Origin of the sequence: Sorangium sp. So ce448 (assembly GCF_051520915.1) — a bacterium.
GTDB classification, from domain to species: Bacteria; Myxococcota_A; Polyangia; order Polyangiales; family Polyangiaceae; genus Sorangium; species Sorangium cellulosum_B.
The window spans coordinates 12161301-12185396 of sequence record NZ_CP150343.1; the positions used below are offsets into that span (position 1 = coordinate 12161301).

Sequence of the window (24096 nt, forward strand, 5' to 3'; positions counted from 1 at the left end):
TGAACATGGCGGCCAAGAAGGCGGATGGGAAGAAGAGCACGTCGCTCAGCAAGAGCGCGCTGATCAACGCGGTGGTCGAGGCCAACGAGAACGAGATCTCGCGCAAGCAGGTCAAGGCGATCCTCGAGTCGCTGACCGACATCGCGTACAAGGAGCTCAAGAAGAACGGCATCTTCACGATGCCCGGCTTCGCGAAGTTCCGCGTCGTCAAGAAGCCCGCGACCAAGGCGCGCGAGGGGATCAACCCCTTCACGAAGCAGCCGATGACGTTCGCGGCCAAGCCGGCCAGCAAGTCGGTCCGCGCCCGCCCCATCAAGGCGATCAAGGACTCGCTCTCCTGAGCCTGCCCGGCTCGCGGGAGGGCTCCGCTGCGCGGCCGAGGCCCGCGGCGGCCCCCTCGCCGGGATTCGCCCATCGTCGGATGGCGCGGGCGAGGGCGAGCACGGCTGGCCCCGCGCGGCCCCTGCGGTAGCATGGTGCGGCTGCTTTGCCGCACATGACGCTCGCCGTCCGACTCTTCCGCGCGCTGCTCGCGTTCTCGGTCATCCTGACGAGCTACCTCATTCAACTGGGGCTCGTGCGGGTGTTCGCGAGGCGCCTCGGGCGCGGCTCGCCCGCGGGTGAGCCGCCTCGGTGGCTCGTCGCGCGCCGCGCCCGCGTCGATCAGAAGAACGCCCGGCGCCTGCTGCGCGCCATGCTCAAGCTGCGGGGCGTCTTCATCAAGCTCGGCCAGGTGCTGTCCATCATGGGCGGCTTCTTGCCGCGTGCTTACGGCAAGGAGCTCGAGCAGCTCCAGGACCAGGTGCCGCCGCACCCGTTCAGCGATCTCGAGGCCGCGCTGCGCGCGAGCTTCGGCCGCTCTGCGGGCGAGCTGTTCGCGTCGATCGAGCGCGCGCCGCTCGCGGCCGCGTCGCTCGGGCAGGTCCACGTCGCGCGCCTCCGCGACGGCCGCAAGGTCGCGGTCAAGTTCCTCTACCCCGGCATCCGCGGGATCATCGCCGTCGACCTGCGCGTCCTGCGCCTCGCGATCCTCGTCTACAAGCGGTTCGTCCCGGTGGGGCACATCGAGCGGGTGCACGAGTCGCTTGTCGACTTGCTCCGCCGGGAGACCGACTACCTGCACGAGGCCGCGTGCATGGAGCGGATGGCGCAGAACTTCGAGGGGGACGCGGGCATCGCGTTCCCGGAGGTCATCCACGAGCTCACGACGCGCGACGTGCTCACGATGACCTTCATGGAAGGAATCAAGATCACCCGCCTCGACGCGCTCCGGAGCGCGGGCGTCGAGCCCTCGGACGTGGCGCTCCGGCTCGTGCAGGCCTTCTACAAGATGCTCTTCGCGGATCGCTTCTTCCACGCCGATCCGCACCCGGGGAACTTCCTTGTCGCCCCGCAGCGCGCGGAGGAGGGCGGCGGCTTTCGCCTCGTCGTCCTCGACTTCGGCGCGAGCTGCGAGGCCCGGGACGAGCTCATCGACGGGCTGCTCGACATCCTGAAGGGCATCTTCGCGCAGGACGACGCGGCGGTCGTGCGGGGCTTCCGGAGGATGGGCTTCGTCGCGCCCGGGGGCAACGACGCGCTCCTCGAGAGGACCGTGAAGACCTACTTCGCGAAGCTGCTCAAGATCCGGGATCGCACGCCGGCGGCGCTGATGCGCGCCCGCCCCGAGCAGCTGGAGCGGCTCGCGGACCCCGAGCTGGAGCGCGGTGAGCTCCAGGAGCTGATGCGGTCGTTCGAGTACCCGGAGGACTGGTTCTATGTCGAGCGCGCTTGCGTGCTCCTCTTCTGGCTGGCCGCCCAGATCGATCCCCACCTCGATACGATGGCGGCCGGCTTCCCGTACCTGATGCCGTTGATGGCGCAGCGCGAGGCCAAGGCCGGTTCCGGCTCCGACGGGTCGGACCCGGCGCCGCGCAGCTCGCCTGCGGAGTGAGCCGAGGGCCATCACCACGCGCAACACGCGTTTCGCGCGCGTTTCGCAGGTGTTTCGTTTGCGCTCTTCGCCCGTGCGCTACCGTGTTGGGAGCGGGCTGAAGCGCGGGCCGGGGCGCGTGAGCCCGAGCTGCGCGAGGAAGGGCGCATAGCTCGAGTCCCGATCTGCCATGATCTCCGCGAGCCTCATCTTGACTGCGGCGATCCCTGCCCCTTCAAGGCGTCGGTAATTGTCCTCGGCGGGGTCGACCGCAGGCTCGACGCCTGCCCCCGCGAGGACGGTCCCAGTATGGTTCAGCCCCTCTGGAATCGTTTGTACAAATGGATCTGGCGCGTGCCGGAGGAGACCGACGAGCCGGTGCGAGTTCGTCTCGTCCCCCGCCATCTCGGGGTGGAACGCGGCCAGCACCGGCGCGGGGCTGAGGCGCCGCCGCAGCTGTTCACCCAGGCGCGACGCGAAGCGCTCGAACTGGGGCGACGGAGCATGGATGCACGGGAAAACCAGGTGCACCACCGCGGAGTCGGCCTCCTCCATGACCGCCAGCGCCGTCTCCAGGACGGGCTCGCGATCGAGCAGGACGTAAAAGCGTCCGAATCCGGTTGCGGCGTCGCGCATGAACGGGCAGAGCCGGTAGCGAGCGACAACCTCGTCGGCGTAACGCCCGTGGACTCGCCGCACCTCGGCCGCAAACCGAGGCGCCTCCGGGTGGTGGGCCAGCTCCCCCCGCACGACCGGCTCGCTCAAATGCATCACCTCATTTTCTCGGGGAAGCATTCTTCCCTCGGCCCGTGATAGCTTACGCCGCGCTGCGGCGGAAGGAGGAGGCGTGCAGGAGACCGCGAAGTTAACGCTGAAGAAGAACGGTGGGGAGCAGACGATCGAGTTGCCTGTCATCACGGGCACCGAGGGGGAGAAGGCGATCGACGTCGCGTCCCTTCGTTCGAAGACCGGGTACGTTTGCATCGACCCGGCCTTCGTCAACACGGCCTCGACCACGAGCTCCATCACGTTCCTCGATGGGGAGAAGGGCATCCTCCGCTACCGCGGCATCCCGATCGAGCAGCTCGGCGAGAAGTCGACCTTCGTGGAGACCTCGTACCTCCTGATTTACGGCAAGCTGCCGAGCAAGAGCGAGCTGTCCCGGTTCTCCACGCTGCTCACCCGGCACTCGCTGATCCACGAGGACATGAAGCGCTTCTTCGACGGCTACCCGTCGACGGCGCACCCGATGGCGATCCTCTCCGCGATGGTGCTCTCCCTGTCGAGCTACTACCCGGAAGCGATCGACGTGAAGAACACCGAGCACCTCGACATCACCATCGCGAGGCTGCTCTCCAAGGTGCGCACGATCGCGGCGTTCTCGTACAAGAAGTCGATCGGCCAGCCGTTCGTCTACCCGCACAACTCGCTCTCGTACTGTGCGAACTTCCTCAACATGATGTTCTCGGTCCCGGCGGAGCCGTACGAGATCGACGAGGACATCGTGAAGGTGCTGAACCTGCTCCTGATCCTGCACGCCGATCACGAGCAGAACTGCTCGACGTCGACGGTGCGCCTCGTCGGGAGCTCGAAGGCGAACCTCTTCGCCTCGGTCGCCGCCGGCATCTGCGCGCTCTGGGGCCCGCTCCACGGCGGCGCGAACCAGGAGGTCGTGACGATGCTCGAGGCGATCCGCGCGGACGGCGGCGACGTCTCGAAGTTCGTCAAGCTCGCTAAGGACAAGACCTCGAACTTCCGCCTGATGGGCTTCGGCCACCGCGTCTACAAGAACTACGATCCGCGCGCCGTCCTCATCAAGGCGGCCGCCGACAAGATCCTGGCGAAGCTCGGCATCAAGGATCCGCTGCTCGACATCGCGCAGCGCCTCGAGGAGACCGCGCTGAAGGATCCGTACTTCGTCGAGCGGAAGCTCTACCCGAACGTCGACTTCTACAGCGGCATCATCTACCGCGCGCTCGGCTTCCCCACGAACATGTTCACCGTCATGTTCGCGCTCGGGCGCCTCCCCGGCTGGATCGCCCACTGGAAGGAGATGAACGACGACCCGACCGGCAAGATCGGCCGCCCGCGGCAGATCTACACCGGCGAGAACGCCGTCGACTACACGCCGCTCGACGAGCGCGCGTGACCGCGGCGGGGCCCAGCGGCCCCGCCGGCACCTTCCACCGACGATCCCCTCCACCTGACGAGCGCGCCCCTGGCGGCGTGCTCGCGGCCCGTCAGTGGCTGAACACCAGCAGGACGACGATCACCGCCACGATGACGCCCGTGATGAGCGAGGCGCCGCCGACGAGCAGGAGCAGCTTGCCCGTCGAGAGCTGCGAGAGCGACGCGCCGGCGCGGGAGGGCGCTGACGGGTTGTCGTCGAGCGTTCGCTCCGGCCGGCTCATCGAGTGCGAATGGCGAGGGGCCGCGGCCGGCTCCACCACCGTCGGCTGCGGGCGCGCGCTCGGCGACCCGCCGGCATGCAGCGGCGGCGCCGGTTGCGATATCGGCTGGCCCGCGCGGATCCGCCCCTCGATGACGGCCTGCGCATAGGGAGGCAGCGCCCCTGCGCGTACAGCGCGGACGTCCGCGCGCATGGTCTCGGCGTTCGGGTAGCGATGGAACTTGATGAACGCCAGCGAGCGATCGACAACGGCCGCGACGGAGGGCGAGATCCCGGGCGCGACCGACGCGAGCGGCGGCGCGGCCTCGGTCGCGGCGGCGATGACCTCCATGGCCTCCGTCACCTCGCCGTGCACCTGTCGGCCCGCGAGCAGCCGGAACATCGTCGCTCCGAGCCCGAAGAGATCGGTGCGCCCGTCGATGTCGTGGATGAGCCCCGTCGCTTGCTCCGGCGCCATGTACGTCGCCGTGCCCATGATCATGCCCGTCTTGGTCGCGGTCTTCTCGGGCAGGCCGGTGAGCCCGTCGACGACGCGCGCGATGCCGAAGTCGAGCATGCGCACGCGCCCGTCGTTGCCGAGGTGGATGTTCTCGGGCTTGAGATCGCGGTGCACGACGCCGCGCGCGTGCGCGATCGCCAGCGTCTCGAGCACCTGGTCCGCGAGCGCGAGCACCTCGCCGGCCGGCATCGTCCCGGTGCGCGCCATGCGATCGAAGAGCGTCTCTCCCTGGAGCGCCTCCATCGTCAGGTAGGCGAGGCCCTCCTGCGTCTCGCCGGAGCCGAGCACGCGCACCACGCCGGGCACCGCGTCCGCCCCGCCGAGCGTGTTGCCGATGAACCCCTCGCGCAGGAAGCGCTTCCGCACCTCCGTGATCGCGTTGAGCTCCGGGTGCAGCACCTTGAGCGCGACCTGAGAGCCGTCCGCCGCGCGCCCGAGCAGCACGCTCCCCATCCCGCCGGTGCCGAGCACGCGCTCGATCCACCACGTCCCGGCGAACGTCTTGCCGACCCAGTGCTCCGCGTCGTCGTCGTACACGAGAGGCGCCCTCTTTCGACCATCGGCCATCCGAGGAGAGAGATCTCAGCGGCGAAGCCACTGGTAGGCCGCTCCGCTGCGGGCGCGCAAGCTAATTGATGGAGGTCGTGCCGAAACGGGGGTCGTCGTCAAGCCGCTCGGCCGCTGCCTTGAGCCCGGAGGCGACGCCCCGGAACGCATCCGCTGGCATGCGAAACGTCACGCCAGGGCCGATGAGTGTCACGTGCACGGTGCCACACCCGCACCGGGTGATGCGTGTCGCCTCGTTCGAGGCGAGCTCGGTGTGTGGACCGCATTTCTTGGGCGCCGCCATGGTTGAACCTCTCCCACATCCTAGCAGCGCCGGCCAGCGCTCGGCCACGACGCCCCGGAGCCCGACGGAACCCTGCCCGCCGCGTGACACGAACGCCCTGGAATTGTGCAGCCGTGTATATCTCTCTTCATCGCTGCGCGATTGCCTGGAGGGACTCATGGCGGTTCGATGCTTGACGCTTGGTTTGCTTCCCGTCGTGCTGGGGGCCGTGGCCTGCGGGGGCGGGGGCGGGGGTGGGGGTGGGGGCGAGGCGCCCGCGCCGGTCGACGAGTCGCTGCTCGACGTGCCGCCGGTCGGCCAGGGCTTCCAGATGCAGACCGAGGAGACCGAGGTGCCGGCGGGGGTCGAGCAGCAGGACTGCTACTTCTTCAAGGTCAGCGAGCTCGCCGCGTCGAACGGGCTGGACCCGGCCGCGCCGGTGAACCTCCACCGCGTGCAGATCGCGCAGCGCGACGGCTCGCACCACATGAACATCTTCCGCGTGAAGACCGTGAAGGGGCTGGGGCCGGAGGGCGGGCTCATCCAGAAGAACCAGAACGGGGTCGGGGAGTGCTTCAAGAGCCCCAACTGGGCGGACTGGCCGCTCATCGCGAACTCGCAGCAGAACGGCCGGGTCGACTGGGAGTTCCCCGAGGGCGTCGCGAACGTCCTCGCGCCCGACGAGTGGTTGATGCTGCAGACGCATTACGTGAATGCGACGTCGCAGAAGACCCCCGAGGCGGTCGGCCGCGTCCGGGTGAACTTCTGGGCGCTGCCCGCCGCCGAGGTCAAGGCCGAGATGGGCACCGTCTTCGCGACCAAGCAGTCGATCCGTGTCTGTCAGTCGAACCCGACGCCCACGTTCGAGGGCTCGTGCCAGATCAACAGCCCCTCTCCCGTGAGGATCATCGGCGCCAACGGCCACTTCCACAGCCGGGGCACGCGGTTCGATATGTATGCATGGGACGGCAAGACCATCGGCACGCCTGCGGCCTCGGAGCGCTTCTACACATCGAACGCGTGGGACGACCCGCCGATGCTCATCTCGCCGGAGCTCGACAGGGAGCTCCCGACGAACGGCGGCGTCTGGTACGGATGCACCTATGAGTGGCAGCAGCCGGACCCGTCCGTGGGGTGCAAGGGCCTCGACGAGTACGACGTGTCCAAGAACGGGACCGCCGACGAGTCCCTCGATTGCTGCTACACGTTCGGGCCGATCGTCGAGAAGAACGAGCACTGCAACATCTTCGTCTATTACTATCCGAAGCAGGACGATGTGTTCTGCAACTGAGCCCTCCATGGCGGCGCGCCGGCAGGACCTCTCCAGGCGGGTCTTCACTCCCATGCGCACCTGCTTTCACTCCATGGCTGTGGCGGCGCTCGGCGCGGTCGCCCTCACCGGCTGCCCCGGCGATCCTGCGAGGCCGCCCGAGCAGGAGCCGCCGGCGTGGCGCGTGCTGCTCGACGAGGGCGATCTCGACCGCGCGGTCCTCTCGATCTGGGGGACGGCGCCCGACGACGTGTTCGCCGTCGGGGGGCCGCTCGGCAACACGGGCCTCCAGGCGCTCGCGCTGCACTACGACGGGGCGAAATGGCGCGAGCTCCCGGCGGGCGGGGATACGACCTTCTGGTGGGTGGCCGGCTCCGGTCCGCAGGACGTCTGGATGGTCGGCGAGCGCGGTCGCGCCGCGCGGTGGGACGGCGCGACGTTCACCGAGCACGCGACGGGGACGGAGGCGACGCTGTGGGGCGTGATCGCGTTTTCACCCGACGATGCCTGGGCGGTCGGCGGCATGCCCGGCAGCGGCGCGGACGCGGAGAAGGACATCGTCCTCCGCTGGGACGGCAGCGCATGGTCGCGAGAGCCGCTGCCGGCGGCGACCGGCCGGGCGCTCTACAAGGTGTGGGGCGAATCGTCCGAGGATCTCTACGCCGTGGGCGAGTTCGGCGTGATCTGGCACCGCTCGGGCTCGACCTGGGAAGTGCAATCCGATCCGCCGATCGCGCAGGGCACCCTGTTCACGGCCGCCGGCTGCAGCCGTGAAGAGGTATACGCGGTCGGCGGGAGAGACGTGCTCCGCTCGGACGGCGCGTCGTGGCGCAGGCTCGAGATAGAGCTCACGAACGACGTGAACGGCGTCGCCTGCGGCCGCCCGGGGGAGGTCGCGATCGTCGGGTATGGAGGGCTCAAGCAGCGCCTCGTCGACGGGGCCTGGATCGATGAGTTCACCGAGGAGCCCTACGCCGATCTCCACGCTGTCTGGGCCGACGGGCAAGGGGCCTTCTGGGCCGTCGGCGGGGACTTCCTTAGCCAGCCGACTCCCGGCAGAGCCCGCAAGGGCGTGGTGGCGCGCTACGGAACAGGGCAAATCGCCGACACTGTGAGCCGCTGATCACCACGTCGCAGGTGTCCTCACCTGCCCGGACATTCCCTTGGTGTGGCAGGGCGCATCATGGGACCGTGAACGCGGAGATACGCTGTGGCCGAGCGGTCACGAGCAGCGAGACTTTTTTCTTGGGAAATGCTTCAAAGGGTGGCGCTGGTCGTCCGATTGCAACACCTGCGGAGACCACACGCGGAACCCGCGCTCTGAACCCAGGAGAATTGGCATGCGACGGACCATTGCTCAGCTTTTTGTGAGTGCGTTTACTTTTGCGATCCCTCTGGCCATCGCCTCGTCGGCGGCGGCGGCACCCGGCCCGGAGGCATGTGGAAATATCCAGCTCGCGGCGAGCGCAAACTGCGAGTTCCGCACCTCGGGCGGCTGCACTGCGTACTGCGAGCCGGTCCGCCTTACGGCGGCGTGCGCCGGGAAGTGCGAGGGCCAGTGCAACGCCAGCGCGACCGCCGACTGCAACGTCGACTGCTCCGCGGATTGCTCTGCCAAGTGCAATGTCAATCCCGGGAGCTTCGACTGCAGGGCGAGCTGCTCGGCGAGCTGCTCGGCGGATTGCAGCGGCAAGTGTTCGGCGAGCGCCAGCCCCGGCCAGTCGCAGGCGGAGTGCGAGGGGGCCTGCAAGGCGAGCTGCGACGGCGAGTGCAGCGCGAGCTGCGAGGTGACGCCGCCGAGCGCGGATTGCCAGGCAAAATGCGACGCGAGCTGCGAGGGCGAGTGCAAGGCCGAGGCGAACTTCGACTGCGATATCGACTGCAATGCGGACTGCACGGTCGATCTCCAGGGCGGGTGTGAGGCGAAGTGCGAGGAGCCGGAAGGCGCCCTGTTCTGCAACGGTCAGTATGTCGACGTCGTCGGGAGCCTCCAGGACTGCCTGGATTACCTGAGCACGCTCGAGATCGAGGTGAACGCCCACGCCGAGGCCGAGGCCAGCGTCTCCTGCGCCGCCGCGCCGGGGTCCTCCTCCGCGCCGTTCGCGGGCACCGGGCTCGCGGCGCTCGTCGCCGGCGTGGGCGTGGCCGCCGCGCGCCGCCGCAAGCGGTCCTGAGCGAGGTCCGGCGTTCCTGACGGCGCGTGCCGGAGGTGGATCCGGCGCGCGCCGTCTGCGCATCCTCGCGTCCTGAACGAATCCCCCAGGCCGGGTCGCCCCGCGCGGCGCGGCCCGGCTCTCTCCGGCACCGGTGTAGATTCGCGCGCACCCTGATGACCCTGCTCCGTCGTTCGAAGCCGCGCTGGGCGCTTGCCCTGGCGCTGCTCGCGGGCTGCGAGGCCCGCACGCCGCCCGCGCCGCACCCGGCGGCGCCCGCGGCCTCGGGCGCGCCGGCCGTCGCCAGCGCGAGCGCCGCGCCGCAGGCCGCGAGCGCCGCGGCGGCGCCCACGGCCGACGCCGCGGCGCCGGAGCCGATGCCCCCGGTGCCGCCGATCGCGCTGGCCTCGGGCGGCCCGCGGGCGGTGCGCGGCGACGCCGGGCTCGTGACCTCGGTCGAGGAGCACGCGACGCGCGCGGGAGCGGACGTGCTGCGGCGCGGCGGCAACGCGGTCGACGCCGCGGTCGCCGTGGCGTTCGCGCTGGCGGTGACCCACCCGAGCGCGGGCAACATCGGCGGCGGCGGCTTCATGCTGGTCCGCCTCGCGAACGGCGAGACGCAGGCGATCGACTTCCGAGAGGCCGCGCCCGCGTCGGTGACCACCGAGTCGAACATGGCGATGCTGCGCGCAGGCGGACACGGTTATGCGTCCGCCGGCGTCCCGGGCTCGGTCGCCGGCCTCGCCCTGGCCCACGAGCGGTTCGGCTCCCGCCCGTTCGCCGAGCTCCTGGCCCCGGCGATCTCCCTCGCGCGCAAGGGGCACCGCCTCGGCGCGCGGCAGGCGCTGACGCTGCGCTGGGCGTGGCCGCGGCTGAAGGCCGATCGGACCGCGAGCGCCATCTGGGGGCGGGGCAAGGCGCCGGTCGCCCAGGGCGAGCTGGTGCGGCAGCTCGATCTCGCCCGCACCCTCGAGACGCTCGCCGCGGAGGGGCCGCGCGCGTTCTACGAGGGCGCCATCGCCCGGCAGATCGCCGGCGCGATGCGCGAGCGCGGCGGCCACATCAGCGAGAGCGATCTGCGCGCGTACCAGGCGAAGTGGCGCGCGCCCCTCCGGTTCTCGTACCGCGGCTTCACCGTCGACACGATGCCGCCCCCCTCGATGGGCGGCGTCGCGCTCGCGGAGATGATGCTCACGCTCGAGCGGCTCAAGGCGCACGAGGCGCCCGTCGACTCGGGGCTGTCGCTGCACCTGTTCGTCGAGGCGGCGAAGCGGGCGTACGCCGATCGGCGCAAGGTGAGCGCCGACCCCGATTTCGTGGCGCCCGAGACGGCGCAGCTGCTCGCGCAGCTCCTCGACGGGCCCTACCTGATGCGCCGCAGGCCGCCCGTCGACCCGGAGCGGGCCACGCCGGCGGGCGACATCGCGGCGCCTCCGGGCGCCGTCGCGCTGGAGTCCCCGCAGACGACGCACTTCTCGGTGATCGACGCGCAGGGCAACGCGGTCTCGTGCACGACCACCCTGTCGGCGAGCTTCGGCGCGAGGATCGTGATCCCGGGTACGGGCATCCTGCTCGCCAACGCGATGGGCGCGTTCTCCGAGACGGGGATCAACGCGGTGGCGCCGGGCAAACGCATGGCGAGCTCGATGACGCCCACCCTCGTGAGCCGCGACGGCAAGGTCGCGCTCGTCCTCGGATCTCCGGGGGGCGACACGATCCCGAACACCGTCGCGCAGGTCCTCCGCAACCTGGTCGATCACGGGATGACCATCGACGAGGCGGTCCGCCACGCGCGCATCCACCACCAGTGGATGCCGGATCGCGTGCGCGTCGAGCGGTTGACGCCTCCGCCGCAGGCCGCCCTCGACGACCTCGCGCGGCGGGGGCACGCCCTCGTGATGGACCCGATGCCGATCGGCGACGCGAACAACCTGCTCGTCGACGCGGCCGGCGTCGCGTGGGGCTACGCGGACACGCGGGAAGGGGGCAAGGCCGAGGGCGTCAGCGCGCCGGACAAGCTCGACCCGGCGGCGCAGGCCGACGCGCAGCCATCGAGCGCGCGGTAGCCCACGCGCGGGCAGCCAGCGCGTGGGCTACCGCGCGGCATCGGGCGATTCGTAGCCCGAGCGCGAGCGGCACCGAGCGCGCAGATCGCGCGCTCGGTGGTCCCCCGCGCGCCTCCGCGTCAGCGCAGCCTGGGGTCGTAGTTGGCCGCGTCGGCGTCGTCGTCCTCCTTCGGTCGCACGACGACGACCGGGCACGGCGCGTTCCGCGCGATCCGATCGGCCGTCGAGCCGCCGAAGAGCCGTTGCAGGGGCGACTGCGGGTGCGTGGCCACGACGATGAGATCGGCGCTGAGCTCCCGGGCGAGCGCGACGATGGCCCGGTCCGGCCGGCCCGTGCGGAAGTGCATCGCCATCAGCCGGGCCTGGCCGTCCGCGAACCGGTGCTGGAGCACGCGGAGCGACGGCGGCGACGACGCGCCCGGCGTCGTCACGTCGCGCACCGCAGGGGCGACCTGCCGCGGGCCGATGACCACGGCGTGGATCTCCGTCTCGCCGCGGAGCGCCGCCAGATCGAAGGCGAAGCGCCACGCCCGCCCGCCCGGCTCGGACAGGTCCATCGCGACCACCACGATGTACGACTTCACCCGGCGACCCCCGCGCACGGTCGCGCGGGACTCGCTCGCGGGCGCCGGCTCGTTCACGACAGCCGGCGCGCTCGCAGCGGCGGCCGCGCCGCCAGCGCGCCCCGCCGGCTCGCGGCGCCCAGGCTCGGCCCGCGGGGGGAGCGGCGCCTGGCTGACGGCGCTCGGCTCGCTCGCCCCTGCGGGCAGCGTCTCTGGCGGCGCGTCGCCCGCCGCGTGCGGCGTGCGGGCGAACGACCTGCCCTGATCGGCGCGCGCAGGCGCCGGTGCTTCGGTTGGCATCGCGCCAACGTTTGCCGCGCGCCGCGCGTCCGCAAGCGCCCCGCCCGACGGCGCGGGTCGCGCGCGGGGTGACGACGTGGCGCGCGCAGGCGAGCAGCGCGAGCCGGCCTCCGTGCGGCCGGACCTCCCTGGGCCACTCCATCCTTGACGCACCCTCCAGACCTTCGCAGCGTCCCGCCCATGATCCCCCGCTACACTCCCGCTGAATTCGAAGCGCTCTGGTCGCCCGCCACCCGATTCTCGACCTGGCTCGAGGTGGAGCTCGCCGCCTGCGAGGCGATGGAGGCCGAAGGGCTCGTGCCCGCCGGCATCGCGAAGGGGATCCGCGCGAAGCAGCTGACGCTCGATCCCGCGCGGATCGAGGCGATCGAGCGCACGGTCAAGCACGACGTCATCGCCTTCCTGACGCACGTCGAGGAGCTCGCGGGCGAGGGCGCGCGGTGGCTGCACCGGGGGATGACCTCGAGCGACGTGCTCGACACGAGCCTGGCGGTGCTGCTCGTCCGCGCGACGGACCTGCTCTCGGAGCGGCTCGACAAGCTCTGCAGCGCGCTCGCGCGGCGCGCGGACGAGCACCGGCGCACCCCGATGATCGGCAGGAGCCACGGCATCGCCGCCGAGCCGATCACGTTCGGCCTGGCGATCGCCGGCCACCTCGCGGAGATGAAGCGCGGCAGGGCGCGCCTGCTCGCGGCGCGCCAGGCGATCGCCGTCGGGAAGATCGCCGGCGCGGTCGGCACGTACGCGCACCTGTCGCCGCGCATCGAGGAGCGCGCGCTCGCCGCCCTGGGCCTGCGCCCCGAGACGGTCTCGACGCAGGTCGTCGCGCGCGACCGCCACGCCGAGCTCTTCACCGCGCTCTCGCTCATCGCGGCGGGCATCGAGCGGCTCGCGACCAACGTGCGGCACTGGCAGCGCACCGAGGTCCGCGAGGCGGAGGAGCGCTTCACCGTGGGCCAGAAGGGCTCGAGCGCGATGCCCCACAAGCGCAACCCCATCCTCAGCGAGAACCTGTGCGGCCTCGCGCGCATCGTACGCGCGGCCGTGATCCCGGCTCTCGAGAACGTGCCGCTGTGGCACGAGCGCGACATCTCGCATTCGTCGGTCGAGCGGATGATCGCGCCCGACGCGACCTCGACGCTCGGGTTCATGCTCGACCGCGCCGCCGGGCTCGTCGAAGGGCTGGTCGTCTACCCCGAGAAGCTGCGCCAGAACCTCGACAGCACGGGCGAGCTCTTCTTCAGCGAGGCGGTGCTCCTGGCGCTCGTCCAGAAGGGCAGGCCGCGGCAGGCGGCCTACGAGCTGGTGCAGCGCTGCGCGATGCGCGCGATCGCGGGCGAGGGGCGCTTCCGCGACAACCTCGCCGCCGACGCGGACGTCGCGGCGCTGCTCGCCCCGGACGAAATCGCGCGCTGCTTCGACCTCGACCACGCGCTCTCGCACGTGGACACGATCATCGATCGCGCGCTCCGCGATTAGCTCCACGCACCAGGAGGCCGGCCAGCGATCCAGAGGGAGATTTCAACGCAAAGGCGCAAAGGCGCGAAGGCGCAAAGAAGATAAGAAATTCGGGCGTCTTTGCGTCTTTGCGTCTTTGCGTCTTTGCGTCTTTGCGTCTTTGCGCCTTTGCGCCTTTGCGTTGAAATCTCGCTCCGCTCGCGAGGCAGGACCCTGGCAGGATGGCTGACCCGAGGTACTGGCCGAGGCCGTTGATCTGCACAGGGCGCTCTGAGAGGCTCCGGCCCGCCATGGCCGTCGCCCGTCACCCCTTTCTCCGCCGCCTCCGCCGCTCGCTCCCGCGCCTCCTCGCGGCGCTCGCGCCGCTCGCCGCCTGCAGCGGGAGCGCCTCGGCGCCGCCTCCGCCTCTCGGCGCGGCGCCCCCTCAGGCTGTGGCGAGCGCCGAGCCCGCGCGGCCGGAGGAAGCGCCGCGCGAGCCGTTCACCGCGCTGCGCGATCGGATCCTGCGCGAGTGGGTCGCGGACGAGCCGGCCTTCGCGCGCTCGCGCGGGCTGCACGAGCAAGACGGCAAGGTCGCCGACTACGGCGCCGCGGCGATGGAGCGGCGGCTCGCGCGCCTCGAGCGCGACCGCGCGGCGCTCGCCGCCGTCGACGCCGCGGCGCTCTCCCCGGACGAGGCGCTCGACCGCGCGCTGCTCCTCCAGCAGATCGACCTCAAGATCTTCACCGGGAGGGACCTCGAGGAGTGGCGCCGGCGGCCGCAGTTCTACGGCGATCTGTTCGGCGTGAACCACTATCTCGATCGCGCGTATGCGCCGCTGCCCGAGCGCGCGCGGCGCCTCCTCGAGCACGAGAAGGCGGCGCTGGCCCAGGCGCCGCGCGTCCTCGAGAACCTCGTGAGCCCGATGCCGAAGCCGGTGATCGAGGTGGCCGTGAAGATCTTCCGCGGCTACGCCGAGTACCTGCGCGGCGATGTCGTCAAGCTGCTCAAGGGCGTGGGCGACCCCGCGTTCCAGGCCGATTTCGAGAAGACGAACGCCGCGCTCGCCGACGCGGCGGAGAAGCTCGCCGAGCACCTCGCGAAGGTCGAGCTGCCGAAGGGCGACGCGAGCCACGTGCTCGGGGAGGCGCGGTACCGGAAGCTCCTCCTCGCGCAGGAGGGGCTCTCGATGCCGCTCGCCGAGTTCAAGAAGATGGGGGAGGACGACCTCGCGGCGAACAAGGCGGCGTACCAGGAGCTCGCCAGGAAGGTGAAGACCTCCCGGCCGAAGGCGGAGCAGCTCCTCGCCGAGGCGACGCGGATGATGGAGTCGGCGCGCAAGTTCCTCGTCGACAAGGAGATCGTGAGCCTCCCGTCCGACGAGCGGGCGATCGTGAAGGAGACGCCGCCCTACATGCGCTGGAACGCCGCCTTCCTCGACGCGCCGGGGCCGTTCGAGCGGAAGGGGCTCGAGGCGTTCTACTACATCACGAAGCCGGACCCCTCGTGGCCCCGGAAGGAGCAGGAGGAGTACGTGATGCCGCGGGGCACGCTGCTCTCGACGACCGTGCACGAGGTCTACCCGGGGCACTTCGTCCAGTTCCTGTGGGAGAGCCGGGCGCCGACCGACGCGCAGAAGATGTTCGGGAGCTACTCGTTCGTGGAGGGCTGGGCCCACTACGTCGAGCAGATGATGATCGATCAGGGGTTCGGCAAGGAGGACCCGCAGAGCCGCCTCGGCCAGCTCGCGGACGCGCTGCTGCGCAACTGCCGGGTGGTCGTGTCGCTCGGGGTGCACGCCGAGGGCATGAGCCTCGACGAGGCCGAGCGCCGCTTCATCGACGACTGCTTCCAGGACCGCGCGACGGCGCGGGAGCAGGCGGTGCGCGCGACGTTCGACCCCGGCTACTTCGCCTACACGCTCGGCAAGCTCCAGATCCTCAAGCTCCGCGAGGAGGCGAAGGCGGCCCTGGGCCCGGCGTTCTCGCTGCGCCGCTTCCACGACGCGCTCCTCTCGCATGGCTCGCCGCCGCTGCCGCTCGTCCGCGAGCGCGTGCTCGCCGAGCTCAGGGCGCCGATGAGGAAACAGCCCTTATAAAGGCCTTGTTCCAGGGAGCCCAGCCCGTCGGCCGCGTCTTGAGCGTGCGCACGTCCATCGCCTCGCACCACGCCTCGAAGCGGTCGCGCGGCACGCCCCGCGGGCGCGCTAGGCCGTCACGTCGGCCATGAAGATCGGCGGGGTGTGCAGGGCCAGGATCTCCGGCGCGGGCGGGGCCGACTGCTTCGCCATCCGGAGCGCCTCGTCCATCGTGCGCGCCGTCTCCCAGCCGAGCAGCTGCGGGATGTACTCGTTGTCGGCGCCGACCACGATCATCCGGCCGATGTGCTGCCGCCCCGCCTCGCCCCAGTACCACATGAAGAACGGGTGGGTCGGGTGGTACGCGTGCCCGAAGCGGTACATCTCGATGTACGCGGGGTTCTCGGAGAACTTCTTCTCGTACCGCTTGTGCAGCTCCATCGCGTCCCGCGTCTCGGGCAGGAGCCGGTGCACGAACTCGATGTACGGGGCGTGGTGCTCGTTGTCGAACAGGTCGGTGCAGGGGTGGAGGATGATCATCGTCCCCCCCTTCTTGAGCATCGGCGCGCCGCGGTAGAGGTTGAACAGGTAGCCGTTCGCCATCACCTGCACGAGCAGCGGGTTCAGGAACGAGTTCACGTTGTACGGGCTGATGTACGGGATGCCCGTGATCAGGATGTCGGCCTGGCCCGAGACCGGGACGAGGTACTGATCGAAGCTGCGCTTCAGCGTGTGCTCGTGGACGGCCTCGGTCTCGCCGGCGAACACCCCGGTCACCCCGAACGGCGAGGGGACGCGCTGGAAGATCGCCTGGCGCGCGGGCTGCGGCACCTTGGAGAGCGTGAAGCGGAGGGCGCGCAGCGCGCTCTTCTCACCCGCGCTCAGGTCGTCCTCGTTCTTCGCGAGGAACTCGAGCGGGCGATCGAACATGCGGTTGTTGATCGTCGTCTCGATCGTGAAGACGTTGAGCTTCTTGTTGGCCAGCCGGCCCATGCGCTCGACGCTCGTGTGCAGCGCGGAGCTCTTCGGATCCATGTACGAGTAGCAGTCGCGCATCACCCGCGGGTTGTGGTGCGCGCGCAGGCTCCGGTACCCGCACAGGCCGACGGCGACCGACTTGTGCCCGCCGTCCATCGGCACGAGGTTGAGGTTCACGTAGATCACGAGGTCGCTGTCGACCGCGCGCTTGTTGAGCTCGACCTCCTCGCCGACGTCGGTCGTGCCGACGTACTTCATGTTGGCGGCGTTCTCGGCGTCGTGGTTGTAGAGCCGCTTCGGCCAGTAGGCGTTGAAGATCCGGTCGCCGACGATGTGGCGGACCTCCCAGTCCTTCATCCGCCGGTGGACGCTCGTGGCGATGATGATCTCCACGTCGTCGACGCCGTAGTCGGCGAGCAGGTCGAGCACGATCGTGAGCACCCGCTCGCGGATGTCGGGGCGCTTCATCTGCGGCAGCGGCAGCGAGATGTCGTCCACCGCGATCGTGACCTTCATCCCCGGGCGGAGCTTCGCGTAGAGCGGCTCCGAGTTGTACGGGTGGTTGATCGCGTAGCGGATCGCGGCGTCGACGTCCTTCAGCGGCTCGATGGGCGGCTTCGCGTAGAGCACCCGGGTGCCGGTGGGCAGGTCGACCTCGACCAGCTGGTCGCCTGAGAAGAGCACCCGGGGGGCGCTGCGGCTGTCTAGCGTGACGACGCAAGGATGGCTCATGGGACCTTCAGAGCAGGGGGTGCGACGTGTTGGGCTGGGGAATGGCCTCCCGCCGCCGGCGGGGGGAGGCAGGGGTCATGCGGCGAGGTGGAGGATCGGCCAGTGGTACGCCTGCGCCAGCATCTTGAGCTTGCGGTCCGGGTTCACCGCCGCCGGGTAGCCGACGACCGAGAGCATCGGGACGTCCGAGTAGCTGTCCGAGTAGGCGAAGCACTCGTCGAGGTCGTGCCCGTGCGCGTGGGCGTGCTCGCGGATGAGCCGCGCCTTCTCGGGCCCGGCCACCACCGGGCGCAGGAGCTTGCCCGTCGCGAACCGGTCCTTCACCTCGAGGCGGTTCGCGATGATGCCCGTCGCGCCGAGGTGCTCGGCGAGCAGCTGCATCAGGAAATCGAGCGCGCCGGAGATGAGGATGACGTCGTGCCCCTTATCGAGGCTGCACTTCACGAGGTCCCGCGCCTTGGCGTAGATCGCCGGCTTGAGCACCTTCGCGAACGCCTCCTCCGCGAGCGCCACGAGGCGATCCTCGGAGACGCCTTCGAACGAGCTGAAGAGCAGCTCGTTGAAGAGGCGGCGATCCTGGAGCTCCGCCATCGCCATCCACGGCGCCTTGACGATGGCGCGGCCGAGCTTCGCGAGGCTGTGCATCGGCGTTGGCTGGTTCAGCATGTAGAACACCGTCGGGTGCACGAGGTTCGTCGTGACCAGGGTGCCGTCTACGTCGAAGTAGCTCGCCGGCATGCGGGGCAAATCTCCCTGCATGCCGTTTGAGTCAAGATCGAGCTGCCGCGAACCGGTGTTCGCAGGCGATCGTCACGCCGCGTCGAGGTGCCACGCCGCGTCGATGCGCTCGTGCAGGTCGTCGGGCCGTCACGCAGCGAACAGGCGCTCGTACCGGTCGTCGAGGTCGACGCCGCCGTCGGTGTCTCCCCGGTCCACGGGGTTGATCCCGCAGTACTCGACGCTCGCCAGGTGGCGCCAGCGCCCGGCGCGCTCGGGCTCGTCGGGCAGCACCGGCGTCGTGCAGGGGAAGCAGCCGATGGTGCGGAAGCCCATCCCGTGCAGCGGGTTCTCGAGCGCGTCCTTGTGCGCGGCGAAGTACGCGTCGAGCTCCTCGCCGGTCAGCGACGCGAAGGGGTGGACGCGGAGCGTGTTGTTCGCGGGGTCGAGGCCGAACGGCGCGACCTTGGCGCGGGCGCCGCCCTCGCCCCGCCGCAGCGCCGCGACGAGCGCGTCGTAGCGGCCCCGGATGGCGCTCAGCGGGGCCGATTTGCGGAGGTCGCAGCAGCGCTCCTGGCCCTCCTTCGAGAGGTAGAGCAGCCCTTCCTCGCGCGTCTGCTGCGCGAAGCTGCGCTCGGGCGACAGCGTGACGACGCGCAGGTTCGGGTGGGTCCGCGCGAGCTCGTCGCGCGTGGCGAGCGTCTCGGCGTGGAGCACGCCGGTGTCGACGAAGATCACATCGAAGGAGAGCCCGGCGCGGTCGGCCACGTGGCAGAGCGCGGTCCCGGCGCGCTGCATGCTGCTCATGATGGCCGCGCGCGGGCCGAAGGACTCGCGGACGAAGCGGAGGAGCTCGACGGGTGACGCGCCCTGGAAGCGTCGGTTCAGAGGTTCGAGGTGTCGCTCGGTGATGCGCATGAGCGATGCATAGCAGAGCCCGTTTCCTTGATCCGGGTTGCCTTCGCCGGAGCTTGCGCCTAACTCCGCTATCGCGGAATGAACAGCGCCTATCAAGCCTCAAAAGCGGGCGGGCTCGGCCACGACCTGCCGGAGCTCGAGCGCCGTCGCTTCCTGTTCGTGACGGGCAAGGGAGGGGTCGGGAAGACGACGATCTCGGGCGCCCTCGCCCTCGCCTTCGCCTCCCGCGGCAAGCGCGTCCTCGTCGCCATGTGCCACACGAAGGAGCGGCTCTCCGCCATCCTCGGCTCGAAGCCGATCGGCCCGGAGGTCATCCAGGTCGCCGAGCGCGTGTCGGCGGTGAACATCTCGCCGGACAGGGCCCTCCGGGAGTACGGCGAGATGGTCCTGAAGATGCGGGCCGCGGCCGATCTCGTCTTCGACAACAAGTACACGCGCACCTTCTTCCGCGCGGTGCCCGGGCTGTTCGAGTGGGCGATGCTCGGCAAGGCGTGGTTCCACACGACGGAGCTGCTCCCGGACGGCTCGAACCGCTTCGACGTGGTCCTGCTCGACGCGCCCGCGACGGGGCACGGGGTGGACATGCTGCGGGTGCCGAAGGTGATCCTCGACGTGGCGCCGCCGGGCATCCTGCGCCGGGACGCCGAGGCGGCGTGGGCGATGTTCAGGGATCCCGCGCGGAGCGGGGTCGTCGTCGTGACGCTCCCCGAGGAGATGCCGGCGACCGAGACCGTCGAGCTCGTGGCGGAGGTCCGGGGCGACCTTGGCCTGCCCGTCCACCGGGTGATCATCAACGGCGTGCTGCCGGCGCTGTTCTCGCCCGAGGAGCAGCGGGCGCTCCTCGTCGACCCGGCGCGCCTCGACATCCAGGCGCCGGCGCGCGCCGCGGACACCGTCGAGAGCGCCTTCGTGGCCGGCGCGCGGCGGGCGATGCGCGAGTCGGTGCAGCGCGAGAGCCTGGCCCGCCTGCGGCGCGATCTCGACCTGCCCACCGTGATGCTGCCGTTCCTCTTCGACGAGGCCTCGACGGTCGCCGGCACGCGGATGCTGGCCGAGCGGCTCTGAGCGGGGGCGGATGCCGGCTGCCCTGCTGCGAGCGAGCCCGCTGCTCCGCGACGGACGCGCGCTGCTCGACGCCGATCGCCTCGTCCACGCGGGGGTCGCCGACCGGCGCGCGAGCTTCGAGCTCGCCTTCGCCGCGATGCCGCCCCACACGGGTTTTCTCGTGGTCGCCGGGGTCGAGGCGGCGCTCGAGGCGCTCGCGGCGGACGGCGCGCGCTTCGACGCGGCGGCGGTCTCCGCGGCGCGCGCGGCGTGCGGCCTGAGCGACGCGCTCGAGGAGCGGCTCGCCGGCGCGCCGCTCTCGGTCGACATCGACGCGATGCCCGACGGGACGATCGCCTTCCCGGGGACGCCCGTCGCCTCGGTGGAGGGGCCGTTCATCGAGGCGCTGCTCGTGGGCGCGCTGCTCGCTCCGGCGCTCCGCCGAGGCACGGCCGCGGCGACGCGGGCCGCGCGGCTCCACATCGCGGCGGGCGGGGGCGACATCGTCGACGGGTCGTCGGCGAGCGTGCCGTTCGCCGACGAGGCGCTCGCGCTCGCCCGCGCGGCGCACGTGGGCGGCGCGGTGGCGACGACGAGCGCGCTCGCGGCCACGGCGCTCGGCATCCCGTTCCGCGGTGAGGCGGGGATCGACCTCGGCGAGCTCGCGCCGCCGCCGTCCCCGCTCGAGGGCAGCTGGCCCTGGTACGCCGATCGGATGGTCGACCTCGGGGGCGACGACGAGGAGGCGCTGCTCCTCGAGGCGAGGCGCGTGGGCGGGAGCGCGGGCGGCTGGGTCGCGTCGGGGCTCGGGGAGGCCGTCGAGGGGCTGCCGGCGGCGCGCTGCGAGCTCGTGGCGCTGGAGGAGGCGGGCGCGTGGGCGCTCCGGCAGGGCACGAGCGATCGCGGGGACGTGATCGCGGGGCGGAAGATGGTGGCGCGCTACTACGACGAGGCGGGGCGCGCGGCCTTCGACGTGATCCACCTCGCGCACGAGCGGATGCTGGCGCCGCGCGCGCTCGGGGTCGCGAGGCTCGCCCCGCTCGCGCGCGCGGCGATGCGCGGCGGGCGCGCGCTGGAGTCGCCGGAGCCGGCGAGCGCCGGGCGCGAGCGCTCCCTGGCGGCGCGCCAGCTGCTGCCGGACGCGGTCGCGCTCCTGCGCGCGCCGGCGAGGTACCCGGTGCAGTTCTCGCCGGCGCTGATCGCGCTGCGGGAGCCGGAGCCGCCGGGGGTGCTGCGGTAGCTTCCGGAGCCGACCACGCCGCCGAGCTTCTGTACTTCAGGGATGAGGTACTGCCCCGCCTCGTCGCCACGGGCGTCGCCGGCCTGGCTGACTAGTCGGAGACCTTGATCAGCAGCTTTCCGATCTTGTTCGGCTGGAAGAGCATCCCGAGCGCATCCGGGGTGTTCTCGAGGCCTTCCACCACGCGCTCGCGCCATTGGATCCTGCCCTCCTTGATCCAGCCGTGGATCTTCTCGAAGGCCTCGGGGAAGCGCGCTTGATGATCGCTGACGACGAAGCCCTGCACCCGGAGACGCTGCATCAGGATGAGCGGGAAGCGCACAGGGCCCGGGCGGGGCTGCTTGTCGTTGTACGTCGCGATGAGGCCGCAGATCGTGACCCTGCCGAAGAGGTTCATCTTGTCGAGCACGGTGTCGAGGATGTCGCCGCCCACGTTCTCGAAATCGATGTCGACGCCCTTCGGACAGGCGCGGTCGAGCGCCGATGCGACATCCTCGGTGCGGTAATTGATGCAGGCGTCGAAGCCGAGCTCCTCGGTCACATAGCGGCACCCGGCGTCGCTGCCGGCGATGCCCACCACGCGACAGCCCGCGATCTTGCCCATCTGGCCGACCAGGGAGCCCACGGAGCCGGCGGCGCCGGACACGACGATGGTCTCGCCGGGCCTCGGCTGCGCGATATCGAAGAGGCCGACGTAGGCGGTGAAGCCGCCGGTCACGTGAAGTGGGCAGAGGAAGGCGCCGAGCGGGAGGTCCAGCGCGGGCAAGCGGGTGAGGGCGAGATCGCCGGGCGCCGCGACGTTGTAGTCCTGCCAGCCGAGGAGGCCGGAGACGAGGTCTCCTGCGCCAAAGTCGGGGTGGCGGGAGCGCTCGACGACGCCGACGCCGAGCGCGCGCATCACCTCGCCCTGGTTCACGGGCGGCATGTACTGCTTCGTGTCGCTCATCCAGATCCGGTTCGTCGGATCGACGGACAGGTAGCGCGTGCGGACGAGGACTTCGCCGTCGCCAGGCTCCCGGACCGGCGCCTCGCGGAGCTCGAAATGGCTGCGGTCCGGCGGGCCCTCGGGGCGCGCCTTCAGGACATAGTGGCGGTTGGAGAGGGACGAGGTGCTCATCCTGCGAAGCTAGACCCCGGGGGGCCGCACCGGAAGGTGCAAGCCGACCCGGCGGAGGAGGTGCCGGCCGAGGACGTGTGGGCGCCGGCGGCGGGTTGAATTCGTATGCCAGCGATTCAGACGATGTAATCCAGGGCGAGAGCGGATACCGGGCGCGTCGTGCCCCCGAGCAGCGGCGAGGACGGGCGGCAGGCCTCGGCGAGGGCGCCTCAAGCGCCGGCGCGCACGCCGACCGTCATGGTCTGCGCGCCGAGCGGGAACCACGCGAGCCAGGGCTCGAGCGGCCGCAAGGGCGCGAGCGGCCGCGGGAAGAACAGCACGTAGTCCTGGCGCACCGAGGCAAGCGTGCCAGCGAGCAGCGCGCGCACCTCGCGTGGCGGAAGCAGGATGGCGTCGTCGTCGAACGGACACAGCCGCACCGCCCGCCGGGTGAGCGGGTTGTACGGGTTGTGCTCGAAGACGAACAGGCGCCCACCCGGCTTGAGCTTGGCCGCAACCGCCTGCACCAGCCTGGAGCGCTCGGGCGGCGGAACATGGTGCAGCACGCCCGACAGCACGGCCGCGTCGAACCGCTCGCTCGGGATGGCGGCCTCCTCGCCGTACACGGTCGCGCTCGGCGCCTGCTCGCGCGCGAGCTTGGCGCTCTCCGCCGACGGATCGAAGGCGCCGACGAAGGCGAAGCGACCGCAGAGCAAGCGCGTGAGGCTGCCGGTGCCGCAGCCGTAGTCGAGCACGCTGTGCGCGCTGGACACGCCGGCCCGCGCCAGGCACCCGAGCTTGTGCTCGGCGAAGTACTCGGGCCCTTCCCCGCTCAGGCGGACGCTCCGCTGGTGCGCCTCGCGGTAGGTGGGGGCGTAGTGATCGAACTTTTCGACTTCGGAGGCGCGATCGAGCGACACGCCGGCTACCGTAACATCCGCGCCGCTGCGCCGCAGCATCGCGGCAAGCGCTCGCGGCCCAGGCAGAGCCGGAGAACGCCGCTGCGGCTCACATGTCGAGCAGGAGCTGCGTCAGGATGTAGTTCGTGACGAGCACGGTGACGCAGCTCTCGACGACCGCGCGCGTGGTCGCGACGCCGACGCCGCGCGCGCCGCCCGAGGCGTAGAAGCCGTGGCGGCACGAGACCGACGAGACGATGAAGCCGAAGACGCACGCCTTGATGAGCCCCATGGAGATGTCCTTGGGGAGGGCGAAGTCGCGGATGCTCTGGAAGAACGCGCCCTCGTCGCCGCCGAGCCAGAGCACGGCGACGAGGTACGAGCCGCACATGCCGACGCTCGTGTACAGGATGCACAGCAGCGGCAGCATCACCGTCGCGGCGAAGAGCCGGGGCGAGAGCAGGTACTGCACGGGGCTCACGCCCATCGTCGCGATCGCGTCGATCTGCTCGGTGACGCGCATGTTGCCGAGCTCCGCGGCCATCGCGCTGCCGGCGCGGGCGGTGACCATGATGGCGGAGAAGACCGGCGCGAGCTCGCGGGCCAGCGAGACCGCGACGAGGCCGCCGACGCGGCCCTCGGCGCTGAACGCGCGCAGCGCGTAGGACGTCTGCAGCGTGACGACCATGCCGCTGAAGACGCCGGTCAGGCCGACGATGAAGACCGACTGCGCGCCCATGAAGTCCATCGCCGCGAGGAACTGGGCGGGGCGGAACGGCGGGCGCACGAGCCAGACGATCGTCTGGAAGGTGAGCGTGACGATGTTGCCGATGTTGTCGAGGAACGCGAGGACCGGCTCCAGCGCCCTGTTGAGCAGCTCGCCGCGGCTGGTCTCGGCGCCTTCCTTCACGGTGCGCTCTTGTACCACGCAACGCCGCCGCGCACGGGGCCGGGC

The 24096-nt window shown here is 71.0% G+C and carries 21 protein-coding genes; 11 read left to right on the forward strand and 10 right to left on the reverse strand.

Features of this window, described 5'->3' with window-relative positions; all coding sequences use genetic code 11:
• Positions 1-5 precede the first annotated feature (5 nt).
• Both WMF45_RS45680 and WMF45_RS45685 read left to right on the forward strand, forming a co-directional pair.
• A complete protein-coding gene (locus WMF45_RS45680) occupies positions 6-341 on the forward strand; it encodes an HU family DNA-binding protein (RefSeq protein ID WP_012240887.1) in 336 nt (111 codons plus the stop codon).
• 155 nt (positions 342-496) lie between these two features.
• A complete protein-coding gene (locus tag WMF45_RS45685; RefSeq protein WP_437713091.1) occupies positions 497-1933 on the forward strand; it encodes an ABC1 kinase family protein in 1437 nt (478 codons plus the stop codon).
• A gap of 78 nt (positions 1934-2011) precedes the next feature.
• Here WMF45_RS45685 and WMF45_RS45690 read toward each other — a convergent pair whose 3' ends face one another.
• On the reverse strand, positions 2012-2683 hold the full coding sequence (locus tag WMF45_RS45690; RefSeq protein ID WP_437713092.1) for a hypothetical protein: 672 nt from the start codon (positions 2681-2683) through the stop codon (positions 2012-2014).
• A 76-nt stretch (positions 2684-2759) separates the two neighbouring features.
• Here WMF45_RS45690 and WMF45_RS45695 point away from each other — a divergent pair, with 76 nt between their 5' ends.
• A complete protein-coding gene (locus WMF45_RS45695; RefSeq protein ID WP_437547045.1) occupies positions 2760-4061 on the forward strand; it encodes a citrate synthase in 1302 nt (433 codons plus the stop codon).
• Positions 4062-4152: 91 nt separating this feature from the next.
• On the opposite strand, the gene WMF45_RS45700 is transcribed toward WMF45_RS45695, so the two are convergent.
• Positions 4153-5358 (reverse strand): serine/threonine-protein kinase, encoded by a 1206-nt coding sequence (locus WMF45_RS45700; RefSeq protein WP_437713093.1) that lies wholly within the window; start codon positions 5356-5358, stop codon positions 4153-4155.
• 91 nt (positions 5359-5449) lie between these two features.
• On the reverse strand, positions 5450-5671 hold the full coding sequence (locus tag WMF45_RS45705) for a hypothetical protein (RefSeq protein ID WP_437296083.1): 222 nt from the start codon (positions 5669-5671) through the stop codon (positions 5450-5452).
• 157 nt (positions 5672-5828) lie between these two features.
• Between WMF45_RS45705 and WMF45_RS45710 the strand changes: the two genes are divergently transcribed.
• From WMF45_RS45710 to ggt, 4 genes are all read left to right on the forward strand, one after another.
• Positions 5829-6941: a hypothetical protein gene (locus WMF45_RS45710; RefSeq protein ID WP_437713094.1), complete on the forward strand. Its 1113-nt coding sequence runs from the start codon at positions 5829-5831 to the stop codon at positions 6939-6941.
• A 7-nt stretch (positions 6942-6948) separates the two neighbouring features.
• Complete coding sequence (locus WMF45_RS45715; protein ID WP_437713095.1) at positions 6949-8043, forward strand: WD40/YVTN/BNR-like repeat-containing protein; 1095 nt, start codon at positions 6949-6951, stop codon at positions 8041-8043.
• A gap of 217 nt (positions 8044-8260) precedes the next feature.
• Positions 8261-9094 (forward strand): hypothetical protein, encoded by an 834-nt coding sequence (locus WMF45_RS45720; RefSeq protein ID WP_437713096.1) that lies wholly within the window; start codon positions 8261-8263, stop codon positions 9092-9094.
• 155 nt (positions 9095-9249) lie between these two features.
• A complete protein-coding gene (gene ggt, locus WMF45_RS45725; RefSeq protein ID WP_437713097.1) occupies positions 9250-11139 on the forward strand; it encodes a gamma-glutamyltransferase in 1890 nt (629 codons plus the stop codon).
• Positions 11140-11258: 119 nt separating this feature from the next.
• On the opposite strand, the gene WMF45_RS45730 is transcribed toward ggt, so the two are convergent.
• Positions 11259-12002, reverse strand: a complete 744-nt coding sequence (locus WMF45_RS45730) for a universal stress protein (protein WP_437713098.1) — start codon at positions 12000-12002, stop codon at positions 11259-11261.
• Between the two features lie 180 nt (positions 12003-12182).
• Between WMF45_RS45730 and purB the strand changes: the two genes are divergently transcribed.
• Positions 12183-13481 carry an adenylosuccinate lyase gene (gene purB, locus WMF45_RS45735; RefSeq protein ID WP_437713099.1) on the forward strand — a complete coding sequence of 433 codons (1299 nt, stop codon included), beginning with the start codon at positions 12183-12185 and terminating at the stop codon, positions 13479-13481.
• Between the two features lie 269 nt (positions 13482-13750).
• Entirely contained in the window at positions 13751-15538 is a 1788-nt protein-coding gene (locus WMF45_RS45740) for a DUF885 domain-containing protein (protein WP_437713100.1), read from the forward strand.
• Between the two features lie 108 nt (positions 15539-15646).
• Here the strand turns inward: WMF45_RS45740 and WMF45_RS45745 are convergent, their stop codons facing one another.
• The 3 genes from WMF45_RS45745 to WMF45_RS45755 all read right to left on the reverse strand — a co-directional run bounded on the left by WMF45_RS45745 (position 15647) and on the right by WMF45_RS45755 (position 18862).
• Positions 15647-17227 carry a lactate racemase domain-containing protein gene (locus WMF45_RS45745; RefSeq protein WP_437713101.1) on the reverse strand — a complete coding sequence of 527 codons (1581 nt, stop codon included), beginning with the start codon at positions 17225-17227 and terminating at the stop codon, positions 15647-15649.
• 75 nt (positions 17228-17302) lie between these two features.
• Complete coding sequence (locus tag WMF45_RS45750; RefSeq protein ID WP_437547065.1) at positions 17303-17965, reverse strand: HAD family hydrolase; 663 nt, start codon at positions 17963-17965, stop codon at positions 17303-17305.
• Between the two features lie 129 nt (positions 17966-18094).
• Positions 18095-18862, reverse strand: a complete 768-nt coding sequence (locus WMF45_RS45755; RefSeq protein ID WP_437713102.1) for a phosphoadenylyl-sulfate reductase — start codon at positions 18860-18862, stop codon at positions 18095-18097.
• 78 nt (positions 18863-18940) lie between these two features.
• On the opposite strand from WMF45_RS45755, the gene WMF45_RS45760 reads away from it, so the two are divergent.
• Together WMF45_RS45760 and WMF45_RS45765 are read left to right on the forward strand one after the other, a co-directional pair.
• Positions 18941-19927: an ArsA family ATPase gene (locus tag WMF45_RS45760; protein ID WP_437713103.1), complete on the forward strand. Its 987-nt coding sequence runs from the start codon at positions 18941-18943 to the stop codon at positions 19925-19927.
• 10 nt (positions 19928-19937) lie between these two features.
• Positions 19938-21146 carry a hypothetical protein gene (locus tag WMF45_RS45765; RefSeq protein ID WP_437713104.1) on the forward strand — a complete coding sequence of 403 codons (1209 nt, stop codon included), beginning with the start codon at positions 19938-19940 and terminating at the stop codon, positions 21144-21146.
• A 91-nt stretch (positions 21147-21237) separates the two neighbouring features.
• On the opposite strand, the gene WMF45_RS45770 is transcribed toward WMF45_RS45765, so the two are convergent.
• The 3 genes from WMF45_RS45770 to WMF45_RS45780 all read right to left on the reverse strand — a co-directional run bounded on the left by WMF45_RS45770 (position 21238) and on the right by WMF45_RS45780 (position 24051).
• Positions 21238-22263 (reverse strand): NADP-dependent oxidoreductase, encoded by a 1026-nt coding sequence (locus WMF45_RS45770; RefSeq protein ID WP_437713105.1) that lies wholly within the window; start codon positions 22261-22263, stop codon positions 21238-21240.
• 209 nt (positions 22264-22472) lie between these two features.
• A complete protein-coding gene (locus WMF45_RS45775; protein ID WP_437713106.1) occupies positions 22473-23162 on the reverse strand; it encodes a class I SAM-dependent methyltransferase in 690 nt (229 codons plus the stop codon).
• Positions 23163-23250: 88 nt separating this feature from the next.
• Positions 23251-24051, reverse strand: a complete 801-nt coding sequence (locus WMF45_RS45780) for an MlaE family ABC transporter permease (RefSeq protein WP_437713107.1) — start codon at positions 24049-24051, stop codon at positions 23251-23253.
• Positions 24052-24096 lie beyond the last annotated feature (45 nt).

Bases quoted from the DNA above. Each gene is read 5' to 3' on its own strand.
- WMF45_RS45680 (WP_012240887.1), top strand. From the start codon at position 6: ATGGCGGCCAAGAAGGCGGATGGGAAGAAGAGCACGTCGCTCAGCAAG.
- WMF45_RS45685 (WP_437713091.1), top strand. From the start codon at position 497: ATGACGCTCGCCGTCCGACTCTTCCGCGCGCTGCTCGCGTTCTCGGTC.
- WMF45_RS45690 (WP_437713092.1), bottom strand. From the start codon at position 2,683: ATGCATTTGAGCGAGCCGGTCGTGCGGGGGGAGCTGGCCCACCACCCG.
- WMF45_RS45705 (WP_437296083.1), bottom strand. From the start codon at position 5,671: ATGGCGGCGCCCAAGAAATGCGGTCCACACACCGAGCTCGCCTCGAAC.
- WMF45_RS45710 (WP_437713094.1), top strand. From the start codon at position 5,829: ATGGCGGTTCGATGCTTGACGCTTGGTTTGCTTCCCGTCGTGCTGGGG.
- WMF45_RS45715 (WP_437713095.1), top strand. From the start codon at position 6,949: ATGGCGGCGCGCCGGCAGGACCTCTCCAGGCGGGTCTTCACTCCCATG.
- WMF45_RS45720 (WP_437713096.1), top strand. From the start codon at position 8,261: ATGCGACGGACCATTGCTCAGCTTTTTGTGAGTGCGTTTACTTTTGCG.
- ggt (WP_437713097.1), top strand. From the start codon at position 9,250: ATGACCCTGCTCCGTCGTTCGAAGCCGCGCTGGGCGCTTGCCCTGGCG.
- WMF45_RS45730 (WP_437713098.1), bottom strand. From the start codon at position 12,002: ATGCCAACCGAAGCACCGGCGCCTGCGCGCGCCGATCAGGGCAGGTCG.
- purB (WP_437713099.1), top strand. From the start codon at position 12,183: ATGATCCCCCGCTACACTCCCGCTGAATTCGAAGCGCTCTGGTCGCCC.
- WMF45_RS45740 (WP_437713100.1), top strand. From the start codon at position 13,751: ATGGCCGTCGCCCGTCACCCCTTTCTCCGCCGCCTCCGCCGCTCGCTC.
- WMF45_RS45745 (WP_437713101.1), bottom strand. From the start codon at position 17,227: ATGAGCCATCCTTGCGTCGTCACGCTAGACAGCCGCAGCGCCCCCCGG.
- WMF45_RS45750 (WP_437547065.1), bottom strand. From the start codon at position 17,965: ATGCCGGCGAGCTACTTCGACGTAGACGGCACCCTGGTCACGACGAAC.
- WMF45_RS45755 (WP_437713102.1), bottom strand. From the start codon at position 18,862: ATGCGCATCACCGAGCGACACCTCGAACCTCTGAACCGACGCTTCCAG.
- WMF45_RS45760 (WP_437713103.1), top strand. From the start codon at position 18,941: ATGAACAGCGCCTATCAAGCCTCAAAAGCGGGCGGGCTCGGCCACGAC.
- WMF45_RS45765 (WP_437713104.1), top strand. From the start codon at position 19,938: ATGCCGGCTGCCCTGCTGCGAGCGAGCCCGCTGCTCCGCGACGGACGC.
- WMF45_RS45770 (WP_437713105.1), bottom strand. From the start codon at position 22,263: ATGAGCACCTCGTCCCTCTCCAACCGCCACTATGTCCTGAAGGCGCGC.